Raw genomic sequence first — 21,271 nt, 5'->3', positions numbered from 1 at the left:
GCTTTCATATTTTTTGGAAAGCCAGTGACCAGACCAGAGTCAACTTTACCGGCCATTAGGGATTAAATAGCTGTGACTACGACTGTGACAGTGTCTGAATATACGCCTACACTTTTACCTTTATAGTCCGCTTCTTTAATGTCTACAGTAATTTTAGAGTCCAGAGCAGCATCACAAGTGTTACCTCCAATAGGGCCATCTCTTTTAAAATCACCTGCCACAGCACCCGACACCAACTGACCCGCTCCCCAGACCTGATCCGCCGCACCACCTTTCTGAGAATAGGTCAACAAATAAGGGATTTCGTCTGCAGGACCTGCTCCTGATGGTTCCAATGTAAAATTATGGTCGCTTGCCAGACTGACTTCGTATCGTTCAACATTTGAATCAACACAGGAAGGAGTGAAACCAGTGAGATCACCGGTAGTGGCAGAGGTGGTATTGAAAGTTACGTCCATCAGAGCAAAGAGCCTCATTTGAACCTCGTTTCTAAGAAAGATATCAAACTTGCCGGTAGATGAGTCTGCAGTCGGTCCTGTTGGGTTTTCAGCTGCCTGAAGCCCGAAAGAGAAAAGCCCTGCCGATAGCGCCACACTTTTAACTACTTCTTTAATTGCATCTCTTTCTCCTTTACCTAAGCTGTTTTTAATGCGTTTTGTTTCTGCGCCCCAAGTACTTTAAGACACCCTGAGTTCAATGCCTCTTTTCAAACTTTGATTGCAACAGTGTAGCAGACGTATGGAGTCATACCTGAACTCAATCGATACACCTATTAATCAGTCTTTATCGTTTATCTAGATAATTTACATTTGTCGTATTACTCGTGGATTTATGAACTACCCGGAACAAAAAACTACATTGCTTGTTTATATCGTGGACTGGCTCGGGACTCTTACTCACAGCCGTTTCATATTTTTCGTACAGCCAGCATAGAGGCTGGTGCCAACTCCACTGACTATCAAGAATTAAATTGATGAGACGATCACTGTAACCGTGTCTGAATAAACGCCTTCAGGCTTACCGGTGTAATCCGCTTCTTTAATGTCCACAGTGATTTTAGAGTCCAGAGCAGGGTCGCAAGTCTTACTGTCAATGGGACCGTCTATTGCAAAATTGCCCGCTGTAACGCCAGGCCCGAGGTTGCCAGCTCCCCATACCTGGTCTTTTGCACCTTTTTTCTGAGAATAGGTCAATAAATAAGGGATCTTGTCCGATCCCGGGCCCAGGCCTGCAGTCAAATTAAAATCATTTCTGCTGTCCAGACTGACTTCGTAGCGTTCAATGTTCGAGTCAACACAAGAAGGGGTTGAACCTTCGAGATCTCCTTTAGAAGCAGCGGATTTATCGAATGTTATGTCCTCCAGACCAAAGAGCTGTATCTGAACCTTTCTTCTGTAAGTAATTTCAAAGTTGCCAGAAGACAAGTCCGCAGTCGGCTCTGTTGGGTTTACAGCAGCCTGGAGCCATGACGAGGCCAATCCTGAAGATAAAGCAACAGCTACAACTACTTCTTTAACTCCATTGCTTTCCCCTTTATCCAACCAGTTCGTAATCCGCTTTGCTTCTGTATTTCAGATGCCAAACGGGATCCTGAACCTGAAGACTCTCTCCAAGCGTCATTGGAACAGTGTAGCAGACATAAAGAAGCTCACGGCCTCAATAGATTTAACGAATAATATAACTTTGTCGTTTATATTTATTGTTGATTCATTCTGTAATGCGTAATGGAAAAATCTTATGAAGCCAAAGAGTCAGTATTTTTATATTAAAGATTAAACGACTGTATTCCAGAAAGAGCTGAACATTGAAAATTCTCAGTAGCAACACCGAGGTTGAGTACGGATTATTCAATCGCAGCACAGAAGAGAGAAAGACATTCCAGTCTGTCTTTATTGGGCCCTTATGGTAACTGTCATGGTATCGCTATAAACACCCGAGTCAATATTATCAAGATCATTGCCTTTGATCCTGACCCGCAACGTCATGTTGTCCTGACCACCGCAATCCTGCTGAGTACTGGCAGTCCAGCCCCTGTTAGGTCGTTGCCCCTGCCTGCGATAAGTGGTCCAGCTTTCACTGGGAGTCCTGATCCTCATGCGATAATTAACACAATCCGATGCATTCACACACTGACCCTGTTTACTGAGCATGAAGTCATCCCCTGGATTACTGCTGCTATCAAAGTCTATAGAGACTTCACCCGTATTACTGAACACACAGGCACCAAAGTCAGCATCAAGATTATTTCCGGACAAGTCATTAGCATCCAGAGCCACATCTTCCAAGCCAGATATTTGTACAAACTCAGGTACCACGATCGGAATGGTTACCAGAATGCTATCCAGATGGCGCGTATTGTACATATCTTCACCGGCTATATAGAAGCTGAAGTCGTATGTACCAGCCTCAAGCTGTAGCAGTCGATTCTGATTGAAGGTAAATGTAAACGAGCCCGTTACCGTCCCATTGGTAGTGGTCTGATAAAATGAGGAAGAGCTATCAGAGTGCGTCCATTCTCCGGGTACTAAACTTCCCTGATTTCCATTCTGACTGTATTGGGCACTGATCAAAAACTCTGACAATTCGTCGGCTTGATAGCTGTCAGGAACATTACTCGAAGGGCTCTGGCTGCCGGGATCTGAATCTGAAAGAGCCAGACGATAATCCTGACCTTCACAGCCCGAATCACAATATGCCCTGAAGGACACCGTGAAATTGTAGGTGGGGTTTGCATTTCCTGAGGTCACGTTAAGTGGATCAGCGACATAACCAGAGAATTCAAAGAAAGCCCATGCCTCTGTCGAAAAGAGTATCAGTGCCGAAAAAAACACTTTGATAAAATACTTCAATGTCAACAACCCCGGGCCTTTGAACAAACGGCCTTCTTGTAATCAATGACCCTGAACACGGCAGGACTCCATTATTGTTATATCCATTACTTCCTGAAAATGCATCCTGCTCAGGAATCGTCCCGTTTGCCGATGGCCAACTGACCTTCCAGCTCGGGAACACAATCAGACTCGGATAGTTCCAGAGTTCCCATTCTTAGTATGTATTGCTCGTCATCCGGTTCAACGGGGACAGAGCATTGCCAACCATTCTCCAGCTCAATCCTCAACTCATTAATATCTGAGCGGGCTTCTATCTGGAACATGCCAATATCATCTGAGCTGGAGGGATAAAGTCCACCGGTAATCCGGGCTCTGCCCAGAGGTTCACCGTTCACCAACAAACGACCAAAGAGCAGTTGCAGGGGTATAGCCTCATAGTCGAGTGTCACGACGTTTCCGGGATACAGAGTGAAACGACGCTCCCGCTCATCAAAACTATACAGGGTATCCCCTGAAGGCGACAAGGTAACGGTATATTGTTCAAAAGGTGTCAGCGGAATCACCGACGGTCTGCCCGCTACAGCATAACCTCTTCTCTGACCATCAATTTTTACATCAAAAACGTCGCCTTCACGTCCATCAAGATTGACCACCAGAGCACTCTCTGCTCTTTGCTCGCCTCCCATGGCCACAACACTGCCATCAGTCAGGAAGCTGGTACTGAAACTGCCGTTATAGTTAGTAATCTGGCCAGCCTCTGTTGAGCTATGGTTAACCGATAATGCTGCCCTGCCAAACCGGTTACCGTACTGCAAAGTGCCGTCGAGCCTGCGTTCGCCACTGCCCGCCTCTGCGGAGACACTGGACGTCAGTTGACCATCATAAAGATCACCATCATCCCAGGAGGCTGACAACCTCATTTTTTCTGTTTTGTCTCTGACGCCGTTATTGTTTTGAATCTCTGCCCGGGGGTTAACCCGGAAATTCCATCGGTCCTGACGGAATCGCCACTCAAAACTCAGCAGTGCAACGGTGTTACCTTCGGACTCACTCAAACTGAACGTCGCGCTGGTATCGTAATCCAGTGTTCTGAAAACGGTAGCGGTATAACTCACTCCGTGAGTTTCTGTTCTGCCATCGGTATTATTTCTGTTGCTGCTGAACCGGTAATTGGCACTGCCCCTCCAGACAGGTGCAGAAACAGAAAAACTGCCTTGCTCAAAGGCATCACCGATCAGTGCCGGGCGATCTGTGTTTTCTTCTTCACTGTCATCTCTCCAGAGTCGGCGATAACTGCCATTCAAAGAGACGCTACCCAGCCAGGTTCTGCCTGTCAGGGTCATACCATAGCTGCCGTTATCGGCTACCATCACTGACGGTGATAACTCATAACGATACCCCAGGTTAAACAGACCCAGCTCGAGCAATGAAGTATCTAAAGTCGCGGCAGCAGAGAGAGTTCCTGCCATAGTATCGAAAATTCTTCGACTCACACCGGCCCGGGTCAGCCACTGCTCGGTACCTTGAGGCAGAGCGCCATCAAAAACCGATGTCATCACACGCCCTGTCTCAGCAAAAAGCAGCCATTCACCTTCGGGGGGGATTTGATACTGTTTGGAAAAGAAACGAGTTTCCTGAGACTGCAAGTTACCCTGCTCATCCAGAATCCTGATTTCTATGTCGTAGGCGCCACTGGGAAAGTTAGTGGTATCCAGAGCCTGAAGACCGGCTTCATGGAAATAAGACGCTATCAGTCGCCCATCTTTTCTGATTTCAACCCTGCCCCTGAGGGGCATAAAGATTTCAACCGGCATACCGCCACTGAAGTCGGTGTCGTTTCGGGTGTTATTCGAACTTTGAAAGCGAGCACCCACAAGAGGCTGATCGGACGTAAAGTTCAGGCCAAACCCCTGACTTGAGAGCAAGCCAAGATTGTATTCAAAGCCTTCATACTCCCTCTGACCATAAAGCTGATTGACCGAGAACTGTTGAGACTTTGAATAGTCCCAACTCCACAAGACACTGTTTTCATAATAAGACAACAGTGTCAGACCATTCAAAGTGTAATCACTGCCATTAGTGTCTTGCGATGTACCCGTGGCCGCTGCCGAAAAGTTCTGCATCATGGCAAAGCCTGCATCGGAAGGCGGCAGATATTTTCTGACATCGGCAGCTCTGGTCAACAAGAAGCGGGGATTCACAAACACATCGACCCGGAATCGGGATTCATCAAAAATCACACCGGCAATGGGAGGATTAAGAACACCACAATCTCTGGTGACATTGGGCGGACAGATCGCCTCGGCATGGGTATTCAACTCGCCCGACAAAGCCGTCGTCAAAAAAGCGGGATCATTCACCGAACCAATAAGGCGAACCACTTCATTAACGTTGGAAAGGGTGATTTTACCGGGTTGGAAGGTGGCCAGCTGGGAAGTTAAAAAGCGGTTACCGTAATAGATATCCACCAGCGACTGCTGGGGCTCACTGAGCGTTTCAAAACCTTCGGGGACTTTATTCTGCGCAAGGAAAAGGGACTGACTGGCCATAGCTTTCGAGAAAACAAAAACCATGGGCAATGCAATACATAAAATGTCAATGCATTTCCACCTAGTCATGGCCCGGAGAAATCCTTTTTGTTACTGCTCTGGTTCTTTTACCGTGGGTTTGCTTGGGCTGTCACCCACGGCTATTTTTATATTTATAGGAGGGTCAGCGAAGACATCGAAATCGACTACGCTGACTTGTTTGAGATTAAATTGGGCTGACAGTTACAATAGCTGTACCTGTATAAATGCCAGGATCTGCACTTGTATAGTCTGGCGCTACAACAATACTATAAGAGTTCGCTCCAGAACAGGCAGACACATTATTGAAATCATTAGTTGTTACGTCCAGATCTTCACTACTCAATACACCACTACTATTTCCCCCGACACCCCAGAGACCATCGGTAACATCCGAACCAGCGCTATCTTGCAACTGCAATGTGTATGGAATATTAGCAGCACCAGAACCTGAATCAGTATTGGTGAGTTCAAATGTACCGCCTGCAGTACTCATTGAAATGTTAAACTGATCAGTATTGGCAGCAACGCAAACTGGTGTAGAACCAGTAGCATCTGTTGTACCAGGTAGACCATCAGTATCATTGATCTCAACATCTTCAAGGCCGTATATCTGAATCTTACTGTTGTTGTACAGAGTAATATCAAAGGTGCCTGTAGATGAGTTGTCAGTTGGTGTACCAGGATTGACAGCCGCCTGAAGCCCAACAGAGGCCAGCCCTGCAGACAGTGCTATAGCCACAGCTACTTTTTTAAATTCCATCACTTTCTCCAATATTCAGAACTAGTCCGTTGTCTATTTTTCTATGCTTCAGGTGTTTTCCAACACCCTGATCTCGAAGCCATTTTTCACACTTCTTTCGGAACAACAAGGCAGACATGGAGAATACAAAAAGAATTAAACAACCACTGTCTTTTTATTATTCTTATGACTGACTTTCCCTGAAACCGATACTTCTTACTCTCTACACGCTTTAGTCAGCTCAAAGCTCACTAATGTACGTATTTTCCGATAAGGCTAACATAAATAATTGCTCACAAAAACACCTATTAGAGATATATTGACCCATGTCAACATCTCATATTTAAAGGTTTTGAAAACAGGTATTCCACGCATAAATGTAAGCGGATTCATCAATATAAATTTATATATCAAACTTTTGAGCAGACTTTTTTAGATAGACATTTGTTTTCAGGTCGTCAATGTGATCGCAACTACCCGCCCCCCCCTCGCCGGTAAAAAGTTCATTTTATAGTGTGTTTGCGCTCATCTCCTATGCGTACCGCTCAACAAAAGAATAAAAGCAGAATCGCCAGAATGTAGTACTTTGCGTTAATTATTAACACAAATGGTGCGGAGCTAGAACAACATCGGTAACTGAGAAAGAAGAACAGGAATACGAAGCCAGATTACAGGCACTGAGGGACAAAATAGAAGCCGGTCGTAACAGCCCGATTGTAAACGACTTTGATATGGATCGTTTGCTTGATGAATTAAACGGGAGTTGATAATGGACCCACTAACCAGCAACACACAGCAACCACCGGGCCTGAGTACTGTCTCACCTGATAATAAACCCTCTGCTAACATTGAATCGTCAAAGTACCTTCCTGACGCCAGTCACGCAGAAACAGGCAGCCAAACATCACTTGCAAGCCGAAAAACAGAGCTGCCTCCTGAACCCGCTTTGAAGGGTACTCCTTTACTTTTGTACGTAAGTAAGTTTGCTAAAGACAATATGCTTCTCCCTGCTGTATTGAATACACCTGCGACTTCCTCCCTACTCCGGCCGCTGGCTCAGTCACAGCAAACCGGTCAGCTGCCTAAGTTGTCGGCGGCTTTATCTACGGCCGGCTGGACGCCAGCTATTGCCCGCACTGTTACTCGTTATGTGATGGCCGATACGGTTCGAACAGCATCTGCCCAATTGCTTTATGGCGTGTCTTCTACAATGGAGCTGCCCGAAGACGCCCAGGGTAAAGCTAATTTTGCAGTCAACGGCACCACTGCCACACTAATAACAGTCGCCAGCCAGCCTTTTGCAGCGATGCAAATTAAACAGCAGATGAGAGATCGCAGTGTAAAAAAAGCTCAGGGATCTAAAACTATTCTGCAACAGGGTTTCAAAAGAACGCTAACATCGCCTTTTCGAGGCGTTACAAGCAATTGTCTTTCCGCTCTGCTGATGTTTTCGATGGATTCAATGGACAGGCAGCAGGTAAAACGACGGGATGAAGGGAAGCTGAGTGATTTTGAAATGAAGGCAACACAGTTTGGTGTGGGTGCAACGGTAGGTTTTATCAACAATATCCTCAAGACCCACGCCAATGGCCGGATACTGGGCAAAACCCATCAGGAGGTTTTCAGACAACTGTCAGCCACTGCCGCTAAAAACCCTAAGGTTTTTGCTGCCCAGTTAGCCTATGCAACTGCCATGGGAGGTGTCTTCAATCTGATGTGGAGCGGTACTCTTCAGGCAATGGCTGCTACCCATGAAAAGGTTGCTGAATATTATGCTTCGAAAGATGAAACAGTTCCTCCGGGTTGAGCTGGGATGAATTGAGCATACATTTTTTCGAATACGCCAGAAATGCAACACTTATCAAGATAACCTGTAAAACCCCTGAAAAAATAGTATTATTCCGACAGATTTATAAGGGCAAGAAATTTTCTTTCGGCCCTGACCAGCTTTACTACTATTAATTGTGTGGCTTCCAAGGCAGAGCAGTATTCGAAGCGTGTATCAGCAAACCCTCAGGGAATTTAAAGAGGCTTCTGAAGATGAATCTGTCACCCTACGACCAATGTCGCTGCGATGAAAAGCAATGTAGCATCGGACGCACCTGCAACCTTGTTGCTCTCTTGTTAACCATGGTTCTGATCTCAGGACTGGCTCAGGCTTCTGTCTGAAAGGTTAACAAACGTTTCTGTATCCATCGCCTTTGAAGATGTAGTGATGGGTATAGATTCACTGACAGTCATCGCGCGAATAGCCTTATAATTCACCCTCGATGTACTGAATCAGTTCCCGCCAATATGCTTGATATCGTTCTATACCAGCCGGAAATCCCTCCCAATACGGGGAATATTATCCGACTCTGTGCCAATACAGGCTTTCGCCTGCATCTGATCAGGCCTCTGGGATTCGATCTTGATGATCAACGCCTGAAACGGGCCGGGCTGGATTACCATGAATACGCCAATTTGCAGATTCATGACCACTATCAGGACTTTCTTCAGACAGTGAAACCCACAAGGGTGTTGGCTTTGAGCACCAAAGGCACCACTCGCTATTCGGAACATGCCTTTGAGCCCGGAGACGCTTTGATGTTCGGACCGGAAACCAGAGGCTTGCCAATCGACATTTTGAATAGTCTGCCAAAGGATCAGGTACTGCGCTTACCAATGCTACCCGAAAGCAGAAGCCTGAACTTATCCAATACCGTCGCTGTTATGGTCTACGAGGCCTGGAAGCAGCTGGAATTTCCCGGAGGGAAATGAGAGAAGAGTGTGCCGGTCAGTGTCCGGCACTGTTCAGTTCACTATCAGTTAACAGTAGCGTCCTGCTGTTCACGCGCCTGCAGATAAAGGGCGTCGAAGTTGACAGGTGCCAGCATCAGCGGAGGGAAGCTGCCACGCAGAACCAGGTTATCAATGGCTTCACGAGCGTATGGGAACAGAATGTTCGGGCAGAAAGCACCCAGCGTACGGTGCAGTTCATCATCACTCAGCCCCTTGACCAGGAAAACGCCCGCCTGCTGAACTTCAGCCAGGAATGCGGTCTCTTTCTCTTCTTCAGTGCCATTCTGAACAGTAATGGTCAGAGACAGTACGACTTCATACATATCATCGTGCAGCAGACGGTTAGTGGTATTCAGGTCCAGCTTAACTTCTGGCTGCCACTGCGCCTGAAACATTTCCGGAGACTTTGGCGACTCAAAGGACAGATCCTTTACGTAGATTCGCTGCAGCGCAAACTGCGCCTGGTCTTGCTGCTGATTCTCAGCCATTATCATTTCCTTAAAAACGTCGGTTCTAAATTCGCTTCCCACTTATAATGGGGATAAAAATACCAGTATCAAGTGAGGTTATTAGCAACTTTCAAAAACAGGCTCATGCCTCTGAAGGTTGAGGAAGCGGGCCTGTTTTTACCTCAGCAGGTCGTCCAGTTTCCCGGCAGATTCCAGAGCATACAGATCATCACAACCACCTACATGGGTGTCTCCAATCCATATCTGGGGGACGGTGCGCGCACCTGCTTTGAGCGTCATTTCCTGACGAACATCGGGCTTGCCGTCGACGCTGATAGTTTGGTAGCTGACCCCTTTGCTGTCCAGTAGCCTGAGCGCCTGATGGCAAAATGGGCAATACGCAGAAATATAAAGGGTAACCGGAGCCATTTTTATTCCAATAATGCTGGCCATGATTCACTCGCCCATTGGGGAGTGAATCATGGCCTGTTACTTTACTTCTTAACCAGAGGCAGACTGTCTGCCGTCCAGGTGCCAATTCCACCCTTCAGTCGAACAACCTGCTCAAACCCGGCGTCTTTTAACTGCTTGCCAACGGAGCCACTGTGCTGGCCCATGGCGTCTACGATAACAATCGGCTTGTCTTTGTGTTTGTTCAGCTCACCGATTCGCTCAGCGACTTTGCCAAAAGGCATGCTCATGGCATCAACGATGTGGCCTTTACTAAAATCGGCTTTTTCCCTGACGTCGAGTACTATAGCTCCTTGCTGGTTAATCAGCTGAGTCACTTCCTGAGAACCGACACTCTGACCACCTTTGCGCATCTCGGTAAAGAGCAGCACACACAACAGAGCTGCCAGAGAACCCACCAGCAGAGGGTGGTTACCTATAAATTCAATAATCTGTTCCATACCGAACCAGTACTAATATATGCCTTAACGAGGGGAAAACAGCTTAGCCTCTCACCATTGATGGTGAAAATCGCACCCATTTTCGTGATTAATTGTCGTAATTAATTGCCGTAGGGCGACAAGTATACATTCTGCTAAATAGAGTTACGACTGTGTGCGCTAAAAGAACACGGTAGTGAGCATCAGTGCCGTGGGGCATCAATCAGCATCTTACAATAGAGGAAATCAGGCTTTGACACCAACATCTGTTCTATCCTGCAAATAGTTGATTTCTATCACTCTGTCTCTGGAAACGAGCTGTAAAGCAGGTAGAATTCAAGGCCTTCACCTCTCAAAACAGCCCTGAGCCAAAGATGCTGCTCAATCCGGTTTCTGAGAATAGCTGCAATGTCTCTGAGAGCAGTATTTCAAAGACACTGCTTTTGGCCAATATGCCCAAGGTTTGATCCATGACTGACAAGCGCACCACCACCGCCCTGATCATCCTCGATGGTTACGGTTACCGAAAAGAATCTGACTCCAACGCTATACTGGCTGCCAATACGCCCGTCATGGATCGTCTCCGGAAGGAACATCCTTTCAGTTTTGTCTCAGGCTCCGGCATGGATGTGGGCCTGCCCGATGGCCAGATGGGTAACAGTGAAGTCGGTCACATGAACCTCGGTGCCGGTCGAGTGGTCTACCAGGACTTTACCCGCATCACAAAATCCATTGAGGACGGTGACTTCTTCGAGAACAAAGCGTTTACCGACACTATCGACAAAGCCGTCTCAACGGGAAAAGCGGTCCATATCATGGGGCTGATGTCTCCCGGCGGTGTTCACAGCCATGAAGATCATATCAATGCCATGGTGGCACTGGCTGCCAAGCGTGGCGCTAAAGAAGTGTATGTTCACGCATTTCTGGATGGCCGTGATACACCGCCACGCAGCGCCGAAACGTCTCTGGCAAAAACCGACGCGATTCTGAAAGAAAAAGGTATTGGCAGAGTCGCCAGCCTGATCGGTCGTTACTACGCTATGGATCGTGATAACCGCTGGGAACGGGTGCAGCAGGCCTATGACCTGATGACTCTCGGCAAAGCAGAGTTTTCTGCCAAAACCGCTGTAGAAGGCCTGCACGCGGCTTATGAGCGTGATGAGAATGACGAATTTGTAAAAGCCACTACCCTGGGTGAAAGTCCTGCCACCATTAATGACGGTGATGCGGTTCTGTTCATGAATTTCCGTGCAGACAGAGCCCGTGAAATCACCCGTGCCTTTGTAGAAAAAGAGTTTGACGGTTTCCGACGTACCAAACAACCGGTCATGGCCGGATTTGTCATGTTGACTCAATACGCTGCCAGCATCGACACAATATGTGCCTATCCACCTTTCGAGCTGCCTAATACTCTGGGTGAATACATGGAAAAGCTGGGTAAAACACAGCTGCGTATCGCCGAGACTGAAAAGTATGCCCACGTCACCTTCTTCTTCAGTGGCGGCCGTGAGGAGCCCTATCAAGGAGAAGAAAGAATTCTGGTTCCATCACCCAAAGTAGCCACCTATGACCTTAAGCCTGAAATGAGCGCTCCGGAAGTGACTGACAAGCTGGTCGCTGAGATCAAGAGCGGCAAGCACGACCTGATTGTCTGCAACTACGCTAACTGCGACATGGTGGGTCATACCGGTGTATTTGATGCAGCTGTGAAAGCCGTGGAAGCGGTCGATCAATCCATTGGCAGAGTGATTGAAGCCCTGGATGAAACCGGTGGTCAGTGTCTGATTACCGCCGATCACGGTAACGCTGAGCAGATGGTTAACCCCAAAACCGGGCAGGCTCACACAGCTCATACTTGCGAGCTGGTTCCCCTCGTTTACTTTGGTCCCAAAGCCATTGAGCTGAAAGACGGTATTCTGTCTGATCTGGCTCCCACCCTGCTGGATCTGATGGGTCTCGAACAGCCTGAAGAGATGACCGGTAAGTCTCTGGCAGGCTGATGCTTTCAGAGCATTGGAAAACAGAACAGGACTGGAAGCAGGACGCTACCAGTCCGGGACTGCTATCAGGAAATTGCCAGCAGCTCTACTTCAAAAACCAGAGTGGCGTATGGGCCAATAGCGCCACCCGCGCCCTGGGCACCGTAGGCCAGGTTGTATGGAATAAACAGCTTCCACTTGGAGCCAACGGTCATGAGCTGCAGGGCTTCTGTCCAGCCGGCAATAACGCCGTTAACAGCGAATTCGATAGGCTGACCACGATCCACAGAGCTGTCAAACACAGAACCGTTGAGCAGGGTACCATGGTAGTGAGTGCGAACGGTGGCGTTGGGTCCTGGTTTTTCGCCATTCTCATCACCTGCTACCAGTACTTCATACTGCAGACCTGACTCGGTGACAGTCACTTCATCACGTTTGGCATTTTCAGCCAGAAACTTTTCACCCTCAGCAGACAACTCTTTAGCTTTATCAGCTTCCTGAGCCTGAATGCGCTGGTGCATTTCGTTGAACGCTTCCTGCAAAGCGGAATGCTCAACAGCACTTGGAGCCCCGTTCAGGGAGTCAGCCAGACCGGCCAGAACGGCATCAATGGACAGGCCTTCAATAGGGTTGCTGGCCAGCTGGTCGCCCATTTGACGACCAATTCCATAGCTTACGCGCTCTTCGACACTTTTATATTCAGACATTCAATTATTCACTTTGGGTGAAACTGGTGTAAGCGATTCACATCGCTCAAGGTGACGCCAAAAGCCTGCCTTTTCAGTATTCTCATGGCGAAAGAAGGCCATTGTACCACGAACCTGCCCGACTTCAGACTTAAAACCATAAGTGTTGATAAAACAAGAATGTCGACCGGAAAGGAACTAAAAGCCTGAAACTCCTGTCTAAAATTTGAGTCTTTATGAATTTATAAGGAGTAATTCATGATTATCAGAAAAGTACCCATTTTGTTCGTAGCCCTGTTTACGATAAGCTTCAGTGCCATTCTCCAGGCTCAGGAAGAGCTGGTCTATGTACTCTGGAGCTTGAACTCCCGAGCAGAAATGTATCTGGTTCAGCGTCTGGACAATGACAAACCCAGGGTTCTGGTCTCGATCAAGCGGGACATGAGCATTGACGAGGCTTATCTGGACCATTCCGGAAACATTGCTTCCAAACGAGCCCGCAATGTTGTCAAGGCCGGTGGTTATGACCCCTCCCTGAACGCTGCGGCCGTGGCCAGAAAAATGTCCCGGGAAATGCTTGAAGAGCAAAAGCCGGTATTGGCTCAAAGGGGTATAGATCCAGCAAAAACATCCGCTTCATTCCTCTATGCAGTAGCAGGCTTTGATGCCGCCACAGCCAAAGAAGGCGATGAATTGTATATCTTTTTTGACCCGCAGGATGTTATCGACATTCAGAAGCAGGCAGAGACAGCCATTAAAGAGACGTTTCAAAGCGGCGGGATAGCTCTGACTGAAATACAGACTACCCGGGATACCGTCCTGATCGGGGAAGCAATGAAACTGATGCAAGCAGAAGATGAGCTGTTCGTTTTTAAAACCACCTACGATCTGGTGTGCTCCGTGGAACATGGCGAATTAAAAACCGTTGATATGAAAATGCGTTATAAAGATAAAAAGGCGCTTCACGCTGGTAACCTTGGCATGCCAATGATTATTCCCAGGCCCAGGCCACCGAAACCACCCAAATCCATTCCCAGTGGTAGCGTTCACAGCATCGGAGCCTTCGCCAGTGATCAATTTTTTTCCAATTTCGAAACAGATTGCAGGGACACATTAGAGAGATGTCAGGCAAAGCTGGCACGATGGGAAGAATACAAGTCCAACCACCAGTTTCAGGAGGTTGCTTTAGACTCATCTGCTTGTCTTGAAGGAACAAAGACCTGTCTGTCAGAGCTGAAAATGAATGCACAAAAGATCCCTGCCCATCTCTATCTGAAACAACACATTGACCCGGAGGCATCACCCAGAGAGTTCTTTGACCGCTATTCCCAGCGCAAGAGAAAAAACGAGCTGGGCCATAGAATCCTGTTACTCAGACTGCAGGACTCACAGGCACCAGCAGCTCTTAAAGATTGGTATGTTGGCCACATGAAAGCCACCATGCAACCTACTCTGGACGAGGTGCAGGAACGTGCTGCAAGCCTGATTGCCAAAGCGGCAGAAAAGGGTAAACCCAATCCGCCCAATGTTTACTTTCTGGGAGAGTACGCCGAAATCATTGAGATTGACTTTGTGAGTACCTTGTTCCGGGAGCGCTTTAAAGAGTGGGGGCTGACCTACTCCTACATCAACAAACAAGAGACCGATCAATTAGTAGCCGCTGGAGCTTTGAAGGCGATGGACTCACTCCGCCAGTCTCATCACTGAGCTCAATAAGCAGGAGAGGTGCCATGTCCATGCAGCTCTCCGGCATTATTCCACAGGCGACTGTTCTCGATAACAGCCACTGATGTGAGTGACGATGACATGACACACTCCACCTTTTTCAGCCGCCTCACCCACCATTCTGGCTGTACTATGCATAAATTGAGGTCCAACTTTTTCCAGAACAGGCTCCGTAAAAGTAGCTTTATGCTGTTGATAAAACAGACTTATTGACAAAAAAGGAACCCACACACTGAAAGTCCAGTCTAAGATTACTGTCCTTATCAGCAGTCAAGAGCGAACCGTGATGTTCAGAAAAGCAGTTCTCCTGTTTGTGGTCCTGTCTTCGATAAGCTTCAGTGCCATCCTTCAGGCTCAGGAAGAGCTGGTTTATGTACTCTGGAGCCTCAACTCCCGAGCAGAGATGTATCTGGTTCTTCGTCCGGGCAATGATAAGCCCGGAGTGCTTCTGGCCTCGATCAGGCGGGACATGAGCATCGACGAAGCTTATCTGGACCATGTTGGGAACATTGCTTCCAAAAGAACCCACACAGCCATGAAGAGCGACGATTATGACCCCTCCCGAAACACTGCGGCTGTAGCCAGAAAAATGTCCCGGGAAATGCTTGAAGAGCAGAAGCTGATACTGGCCCAAAGGGGTATAGATCCAGCAAAAACATCCGCTTCATTCCTCTATGCAGCAGCTGGCTTTGATGCCACCAGGGCCAAAGAAGGCGATAAACTTTACACTTACTATGCCCCACAGGATGTTATCGACATTCAGAAACAGGCAGAAACAGCCATAAAAGAAACCTTTCAACAGGGCGGGATAACTTTGGCTGAAATACTGACTACCCGGGATACCGTCCTGATCGGGGAAGCGATGAAATTGATGCAAGCAGAAGATGAGCTGTTTGTGCTTAAAACCACCTACGATCTGGTGTGTTCTATGGAACAGGGCGAGTTAAAAACCGTTGATATGAAAATGCCTTATGGTGATGACAAGAGACTTCCCGGTATTAACATCCCTGGCATTATCCCCCCTGTTACCCCCGTCCAACCGAGACCCGTTAAGAAGCTTCCCAGTGGTAGCGTTTACAGCATCGGAGCCTCCGCCAGTGAACAGTTTTTTACCCTTTTCGAAACAAATTGCACAGACATCATAGAGAGATGTGACGTAACGCTTGCACGATCGGAAAAATATATGTCTGACCATGAGTATAAGGAGCTTGCTTCAGACGCATCTTCTTGCCTTGCCGATGCAAAGTCCTGTCTGGCAGAAGTGAAACTTGAGGCAGGAAAGCTCGCTGCCCTCATTTATCTGAAGAAACACATCGATCCAACAACCTCGGACCAAGAGTTCGTTAACCGCTACGCCCAAGGCAAGAGAACAAACCAGCTGGGCCATAGAATCTTGTTACTCAGACTGCAGGATTCATATCAGGCACCGGCAATTCTCAAAGATTGGTATATTGGCCACATGCAAGCCACCATGCAACCCACTCTGGACGAGATACAAAAACGTGCCGCTGGCCTGATTGCCAAAGCTGCGAAAAAGGGAAAATCCAATCCGCCCCATGTTTACTTTCTGGGGGAGTACGCCGAAATCAACGGGATTGATTTTATCAATGCCTTGTTCAGAAAGCACCTGCAAGAGTGGGGGTTAACCTACTCTATCATTAACAAAGTGCAGACTGATCAATTGCTAGTGACTGGAGCTCTGAAGGCGATCGACTCACTCCGTCAGGCTAATCACTGAGCTCACTGAGCAGGAGAGGTGCCATGTCCATGCATTTCTCCAGCATTATTCCATTCGAGTCAGTTTTCTATCCCTGTCCAGAGCCCAGCAACCGAAATCTTCAGCCAGCTCAACCTGCCCTCTGAAAACCGATTGAGCTTCGCTTCTGAGCGCCTCAACCGATAAGGCAAAGTCAGACGACTGTTTTCGATAACGGCCACTAATGTGAGTGAGGATGACATGACTCACTCCACCTTTTTCAGCCGCCTCACCCACCATTCTGGCTGTACTGTGCATATATTGGGGTCCGACTTTTTCCAGAACAGGCTCCGTAAAAGTGGCTTCATGCACTAAAACATCAACACCTTTCATGGCATCTATCAGGAGATCAGGCTGGTCATTATCACCACCAATAATCGCCACCCTGCCTGACCGGAGCGGCTGTCTGACATCTTGAGGATGAACAATACTACCATCTGGTAAGGTGACACTATTGCCACTCTGCAACTCACCCCAAAGGGGCCCCCTTGGCACGTTCAACGCTTCCAGTTTGTCTTGATCCATTGATTGCGTAACAGGCCGCTCCGCAAAGCGATAGGCATAGCTGGGAACGCGATGGGACAGTTCATGGGAAGTCACTTTAAAGTGCTGATCCTGAAAGTGAAAGTCCGCTTGATCACTGCGAATAAAATTCAGCTCAAAAGGCATATTACAAACGGCAGCACACTTGAGAGAGTGCCTGACAAAACTCTCTACGCCTTCCGGTGCACAAATCGTTAAAGGGTCTTTCCTGCCTTGCATGCTGGCACTGGTGATCAAGCCTGGCAGTCCAAAGATATGGTCACCATGAACATGAGTAATGAAAATACCTGCCAGGCCGGACAGCGTGTAACGGTTTCTGGTTCCCCGATGGCTCTCCATCCGCTGAGGGCTCTCCATCTGCTGAGGGCTCTTCGCCAACAGTCGCTGCTGAGTTCCTTCACCACAATCGACCAAATACCAGTCTCGACTTTCATCCAGAGCCAGAGCCATTGCGGTCACATTTCTGTCTGCGGTAGGAGAACCTGCCGAGGTTCCCAGAAAAGTAAATTTCATAAAGTTGTCGTTTACCTGCACAGTTTTCCCCCAAAGGGTTCTGCTGTTTTTCTGCTTTTAAAACAGCATAACACGTTACAGGGAACGGAAAATAAATCGGATGCGACCTGAATATAAGTCTCCATCAGGTACTTAATGCCATTTAGGTATGTGAAAGCCTGATTATTCAAGGCATACTGGAACCTCCATCAAAAAAATCAATGGCGCTTGAGTATGAGAATCACGGCTGCAACCCTGATGTTCGCCGTAACCCTGACTCTGTTCAATTTTATGAACAGCAAAACGGCCCACGCAGAATCCGTGGAACAAGAAACTCCCCAAGCTCAGCTGGAGGCGATCAACGTAGACATTGAACATCTGAGAAAACTGCTGGAGAAGCTCAACAAAGAACGCTCATCTGCCGAGAGGCATTTGCAATCCACCGAAACAGAAATGAGCCAGCTGCAAAACTCTATTCGTAAAATAGAACAAGCGCTTGAACAGGGAAAAGCCGACGTAAAAAAGCTTCAAAGCCGTCAGCAGGCGCTGACGGCGCAGAAAAATAACGAAAAGAGTCGCATCGCCAACAGTGTGCGATCCGTTTATCTTGCCAGCCGGGATAACCGGCTGAAGTTACTCTTGAATCAGGAAGATCCGGAAGCAGTATCCAGACACCTGACCTACCTGAGGCATCTCCAGAAAGCTCAGCTGGAAGCTATCGAAGCCTTTGAGAAAACGCTGGTCGATATAGAAGACAACAGGCAACAACAGCAGGCTCTGAATGACAGACTCGAAGGGCAGCAAGCGGACCTTACCCAAAAACAGGACCGTTTGATTAAATCCAGAAGTGACCGGAAACAATTAATCTCTACAATCAACCGTCAATTCAACAGCAATGACCGGGAACTGGACGCCCTCAATCAACAAAAGCAACAGCTGCAAGCGGTATTGGCCCGGCTCGCCGCCAGAAAACCAGCCAGTTCCCCCATCCAACAGTCCAAGGGAAAACTGCCCTGGCCGGTCAAGGGTCGGGTTGTGTATGGTTTCAACCAGCAGCGGCCAGATACCCGAATTCGCTGGCAGGGGGTTCTTATCTCGGTAAAAGCCGGAACCAAAGTCAACGCCATCCATGACGGGACTGTCATTTTTTCTAACTGGCTGAGAGGTTACGGTCAACTCATCATTGTCGACCATGGCAATAACTACCTGTCACTTTACGCACACAACCAATGGTTACTTAAGAAAGAAGGTGATTCTGTTCTGGCCGGAGAAGAGCTGGCACTCAGCGGTCAATCCGGAGGACAGAACGAGCCCGGGGTCTATCTGGAAATCCGACACAACGGTAAGCCCCAGAACCCGGTTCCATGGTTATCAAAATCTTAAGAGAGATCGTAAAACATCGTCCGATAAAAGATTGCAGAAACGATCGGGTGAACCGATAAAACAGAAGGCATCAGGTTTTCTTATCCCCTATTTTTCCGCCGAAACCTGAAGTGGTGACAGACAAAACAACAGCGCAGTCTGTTAAATAAAGCTGCCTATACTTCAATACCGGATAACCCGGGTGCCGGGCCACCGGAGTGCCGGACCACCGGAGTGCCGGGCCACCCAAACCACGGAGATTGTCGCAAAATCAGCAATAGCGGCATTTTCATCATAAATGTGCAGGGAGAATTCATGACAAAATCCTTTTCTACTTCCCGACAGCCAATGCCACAATGGATAAAAGCCGCTGTGTTGGCCCTGGCATCCGGGGTTGCCCTGCAAGGCTGGTCGGCACCGGTTAATCAGGAAGAGAAGCCTGCCCCGGCAGCTGTTGAGCCTGCCAGGCCAATAACCGATGCTAAACCGGCAAAAGAAGAGAAGAAAGGTACACTACCGCTGGAGGAGTTGCGCACCTTCACCGAGGTCATGCAACTGATCAAAACTACCTATGTTGAAGAGGTAGATGACAAAACGCTTCTGGATAATGCCATCCAGGGTATGCTCTCGGGTCTGGACCCACACTCCGCCTACCTCAAGCCAGACGCCTTCAAAGAACTTGAAATCAATACCTCCGGCAAGTTTGGTGGACTGGGTATCGAAGTCGGTATGGAAAACGGTTTTATCAAAGTCATCGCACCCATTGATGACACTCCTGCCCAGAAAGCTGGCGTTCTGGCTGGCGACCTGATCATCAAGCTGGATGACACTTCTGTAAAGGGTATGACTCTGATGGAGTCTGTGGATAAAATGCGAGGCAAGCCCGGAGAGCCCATCAAGCTGACGATTGTTCGTGAAGGAGCTCCCAAGCCCATCACTCTGATCGTCAAGCGCGACATTATCAAGGTGCAGAGTGTCAAATCCTGGATTCTGGAGGACGGCTACGGATACATTCGCATGAGCCAGTTCCAGACTGAGTCCGATAAGGAAGTGGTTGAACACCTCAACAAACTCAAAAAGTCTCAGAACGGGAAGCTAAAAGGGCTGGTACTTGATCTTCGAAACAACCCCGGTGGAGTTCTTCAGGCAGCAGTGGGGGTTGTAGACGCCTTTATCAAAGACGGACTGATCGTCTACACCAAAGGACGTGCTCCCAACCCACAGCTGAGCTTTAAAGCCAACAAAGATGACCCTTCCGAAGGTATTCCTCTGGTAGTGCTGATCAATGGTGGTTCGGCTTCGGCTTCTGAAATCGTCGCTGGCGCCCTGCAGGACCATAGCAGAGCCGTTCTTGTCGGTACCGAATCTTTTGGCAAAGGCTCCGTTCAAACGGTAATGCCCCTGAGCAATAATGATGAGAAAGGTCTGAAACTCACCACGGCCCTATACTACACTCCCAGTGGCCGATCAATACAGGCCGAGGGTATCAAACCTGACATTTTTGTACCAAGAGCTAAAGTGACACCTGAAGAAGACGTATCCGATTACAAGGAAGCGGACTTACAGGGTCACCTCACCAACGGCAATAAACAGGCAAAAAAAGGCAAACAAGAAAAGAGCAAACAAGAAAAAGGCATGCAGCAGAAAGGCAAGCAGAAGGAGGAATCTCGTTCACTGGCCGAGCAGGATTATCAGTTAAGTCAGGCTCTGAATGTTCTTAAAGGTATCCACATCAATGCTATCCGGAATGAGAAAAAGCCCTCCGCGATAGCCAAAGAACCTGAAGAGGCTATGAAGACAGCAACAACTCTTTAAGATTCATAAGAATACAAAAAAACCGTCTGGAGCCATCCAGACGGTTTTTTTGCGCCCTCAAAAATGAGCCAACAAAATATATAGCTATATAGATTCAACGCATTTCAGAACCTGAATTCAATCCCCAGACTTATGACAGGCTGCTCTTTACTGTCAAACTTGGTGCGTTGCAACAGAGTGCTGGCTGTGGACTCTAAAACAGTACTCTCAGCCACCTCAGGCCCTGTGTCCAGAAAAGTACCAACGTCGACACTGAGATCAACCCGTTTGGCATCATCAAGAAGCTTTTTCCAACCAACACCGACATAGGCTCGCTGCCCTTCACCAGAGAAATAGGCCTTACCCAGTTTCTTCGAGTCCCCCGAAAAAGCCCCTGCAGATACCCTGAAGCCGCTCTCAAAGGGGTAATAATCAATCACCAAACCATTTTTTGTCGCAGAGCTATGGGTATCGGGGGCGGAAAAATCATCGCTAACCATCGTATAAGCGCGAAGACCAAAGGCAGGGCTGCTTGCTTCCTGTTGGGCACTGACAACCTCACCGCCCGATTCTGCCGGAATAATGCCGGAATCATCTGCCAGAGTATTTATGGAAAGCATCATACAGACTGCAAAAATTGAAGGACCGCCGTTCATTATCCTTTCTCCGGGAGT

At 48.1% G+C, this 21,271-nt stretch carries 19 protein-coding genes and 1 pseudogene; 8 read left to right on the top strand and 12 right to left on the bottom strand.

Translation table 11 applies throughout. The annotated features are described in order from the left end of the window. Positions 1-62: 62 nt before the first annotated feature. The 5 genes from KDK17_RS02915 to KDK17_RS02895 all read right to left on the bottom strand — a co-directional run bounded on the left by KDK17_RS02915 (position 63) and on the right by KDK17_RS02895 (position 6,161). Positions 63-476 (bottom strand): hypothetical protein, encoded by a 414-nt coding sequence (locus KDK17_RS02915; protein WP_257274801.1) that lies wholly within the window; start codon positions 474-476, stop codon positions 63-65. Between the two features lie 489 nt (positions 477-965). Beyond that, a complete protein-coding gene (locus KDK17_RS02910; RefSeq protein ID WP_257281220.1) occupies positions 966-1,541 on the bottom strand; it encodes a hypothetical protein in 576 nt (191 codons plus the stop codon). Positions 1,542-1,889: 348 nt separating this feature from the next. After that, on the bottom strand, positions 1,890-2,849 hold the full coding sequence (locus KDK17_RS02905; RefSeq protein ID WP_257287308.1) for a hypothetical protein: 960 nt from the start codon (positions 2,847-2,849) through the stop codon (positions 1,890-1,892). 110 nt (positions 2,850-2,959) lie between these two features. Further along, a complete protein-coding gene (locus KDK17_RS02900) occupies positions 2,960-5,449 on the bottom strand; it encodes a TcfC E-set like domain-containing protein (RefSeq protein ID WP_257287307.1) in 2,490 nt (829 codons plus the stop codon). 136 nt (positions 5,450-5,585) lie between these two features. After that, a complete protein-coding gene (locus tag KDK17_RS02895) occupies positions 5,586-6,161 on the bottom strand; it encodes a hypothetical protein (RefSeq protein WP_257287306.1) in 576 nt (191 codons plus the stop codon). 644 nt (positions 6,162-6,805) lie between these two features. On the opposite strand from KDK17_RS02895, the pseudogene KDK17_RS19455 reads away from it, so the two are divergent. From KDK17_RS19455 to trmL, 3 genes and pseudogenes are all read left to right on the top strand, one after another. Further along, positions 6,806-6,907: pseudogene (locus KDK17_RS19455) on the top strand (type II toxin-antitoxin system ParD family antitoxin); the annotation flags it as partial. A gap of 2 nt (positions 6,908-6,909) precedes the next feature. After that, complete coding sequence (locus tag KDK17_RS02890) at positions 6,910-7,947, top strand: hypothetical protein (protein WP_257287305.1); 1,038 nt, start codon at positions 6,910-6,912, stop codon at positions 7,945-7,947. Positions 7,948-8,435: 488 nt separating this feature from the next. Further along, on the top strand, positions 8,436-8,900 hold the full coding sequence (gene trmL / locus KDK17_RS02885) for a tRNA (uridine(34)/cytosine(34)/5-carboxymethylaminomethyluridine(34)-2'-O)-methyltransferase TrmL (RefSeq protein ID WP_257287304.1): 465 nt from the start codon (positions 8,436-8,438) through the stop codon (positions 8,898-8,900). Positions 8,901-8,944: 44 nt separating this feature from the next. Here trmL and secB read toward each other — a convergent pair whose 3' ends face one another. From secB to KDK17_RS02870, 3 genes are all read right to left on the bottom strand, one after another. Next, positions 8,945-9,409, bottom strand: coding sequence for a protein-export chaperone SecB (gene secB / locus KDK17_RS02880; protein ID WP_257281226.1), 465 nt, complete (start codon positions 9,407-9,409; stop codon positions 8,945-8,947). A gap of 138 nt (positions 9,410-9,547) precedes the next feature. Beyond that, positions 9,548-9,799 (bottom strand): glutaredoxin 3, encoded by a 252-nt coding sequence (gene grxC, locus KDK17_RS02875; RefSeq protein WP_257281248.1) that lies wholly within the window; start codon positions 9,797-9,799, stop codon positions 9,548-9,550. 65 nt (positions 9,800-9,864) lie between these two features. Further along, a complete protein-coding gene (locus tag KDK17_RS02870) occupies positions 9,865-10,281 on the bottom strand; it encodes a rhodanese-like domain-containing protein (RefSeq protein WP_257281227.1) in 417 nt (138 codons plus the stop codon). A 449-nt stretch (positions 10,282-10,730) separates the two neighbouring features. On the opposite strand from KDK17_RS02870, the gene gpmI reads away from it, so the two are divergent. Continuing rightward, entirely contained in the window at positions 10,731-12,260 is a 1,530-nt protein-coding gene (gpmI, locus tag KDK17_RS02865) for a 2,3-bisphosphoglycerate-independent phosphoglycerate mutase (protein ID WP_257281228.1), read from the top strand. Between the two features lie 65 nt (positions 12,261-12,325). Here the strand turns inward: gpmI and KDK17_RS02860 are convergent, their stop codons facing one another. Next, on the bottom strand, positions 12,326-12,946 hold the full coding sequence (locus tag KDK17_RS02860; RefSeq protein ID WP_257281229.1) for an FKBP-type peptidyl-prolyl cis-trans isomerase: 621 nt from the start codon (positions 12,944-12,946) through the stop codon (positions 12,326-12,328). Positions 12,947-13,183: 237 nt separating this feature from the next. On the opposite strand from KDK17_RS02860, the gene KDK17_RS02855 reads away from it, so the two are divergent. Further along, the gene (locus tag KDK17_RS02855; RefSeq protein ID WP_257287303.1) at positions 13,184-14,632 is read left to right on the top strand and encodes a hypothetical protein; all 1,449 of its coding nucleotides are present in this window, start codon (positions 13,184-13,186) and stop codon (positions 14,630-14,632) included. 45 nt (positions 14,633-14,677) lie between these two features. Here the strand turns inward: KDK17_RS02855 and KDK17_RS02850 are convergent, their stop codons facing one another. Further along, complete coding sequence (locus KDK17_RS02850) at positions 14,678-14,866, bottom strand: hypothetical protein (protein ID WP_257287302.1); 189 nt, start codon at positions 14,864-14,866, stop codon at positions 14,678-14,680. A 70-nt stretch (positions 14,867-14,936) separates the two neighbouring features. Here KDK17_RS02850 and KDK17_RS02845 point away from each other — a divergent pair, with 70 nt between their 5' ends. Then, the gene (locus tag KDK17_RS02845; RefSeq protein WP_257287301.1) at positions 14,937-16,388 is read left to right on the top strand and encodes a hypothetical protein; all 1,452 of its coding nucleotides are present in this window, start codon (positions 14,937-14,939) and stop codon (positions 16,386-16,388) included. A 45-nt stretch (positions 16,389-16,433) separates the two neighbouring features. On the opposite strand, the gene KDK17_RS02840 is transcribed toward KDK17_RS02845, so the two are convergent. Further along, a complete protein-coding gene (locus KDK17_RS02840; RefSeq protein WP_257287300.1) occupies positions 16,434-17,462 on the bottom strand; it encodes an MBL fold metallo-hydrolase in 1,029 nt (342 codons plus the stop codon). A 213-nt stretch (positions 17,463-17,675) separates the two neighbouring features. Between KDK17_RS02840 and KDK17_RS02835 the strand changes: the two genes are divergently transcribed. Beyond that, positions 17,676-18,824, top strand: coding sequence for a murein hydrolase activator EnvC (locus KDK17_RS02835; RefSeq protein WP_257287299.1), 1,149 nt, complete (start codon positions 17,676-17,678; stop codon positions 18,822-18,824). A 294-nt stretch (positions 18,825-19,118) separates the two neighbouring features. Further along, positions 19,119-20,618 (top strand): S41 family peptidase, encoded by a 1,500-nt coding sequence (locus tag KDK17_RS02830; RefSeq protein ID WP_257281234.1) that lies wholly within the window; start codon positions 19,119-19,121, stop codon positions 20,616-20,618. 104 nt (positions 20,619-20,722) lie between these two features. On the opposite strand, the gene KDK17_RS02825 is transcribed toward KDK17_RS02830, so the two are convergent. Next, positions 20,723-21,253 carry a hypothetical protein gene (locus tag KDK17_RS02825; RefSeq protein WP_257287298.1) on the bottom strand — a complete coding sequence of 177 codons (531 nt, stop codon included), beginning with the start codon at positions 21,251-21,253 and terminating at the stop codon, positions 20,723-20,725. Positions 21,254-21,271: the final 18 nt, after the last annotated feature.

It is taken from the genome of Endozoicomonas sp. SESOKO2 (assembly GCF_024606245.1).
In the GTDB taxonomy this organism is placed as follows: Bacteria; Pseudomonadota; Gammaproteobacteria; order Pseudomonadales; family Endozoicomonadaceae; genus Endozoicomonas_A.
Note: the sequence above shows the minus strand (reverse complement) of the source record. Positions and strands in the feature narration are given on the sequence as shown.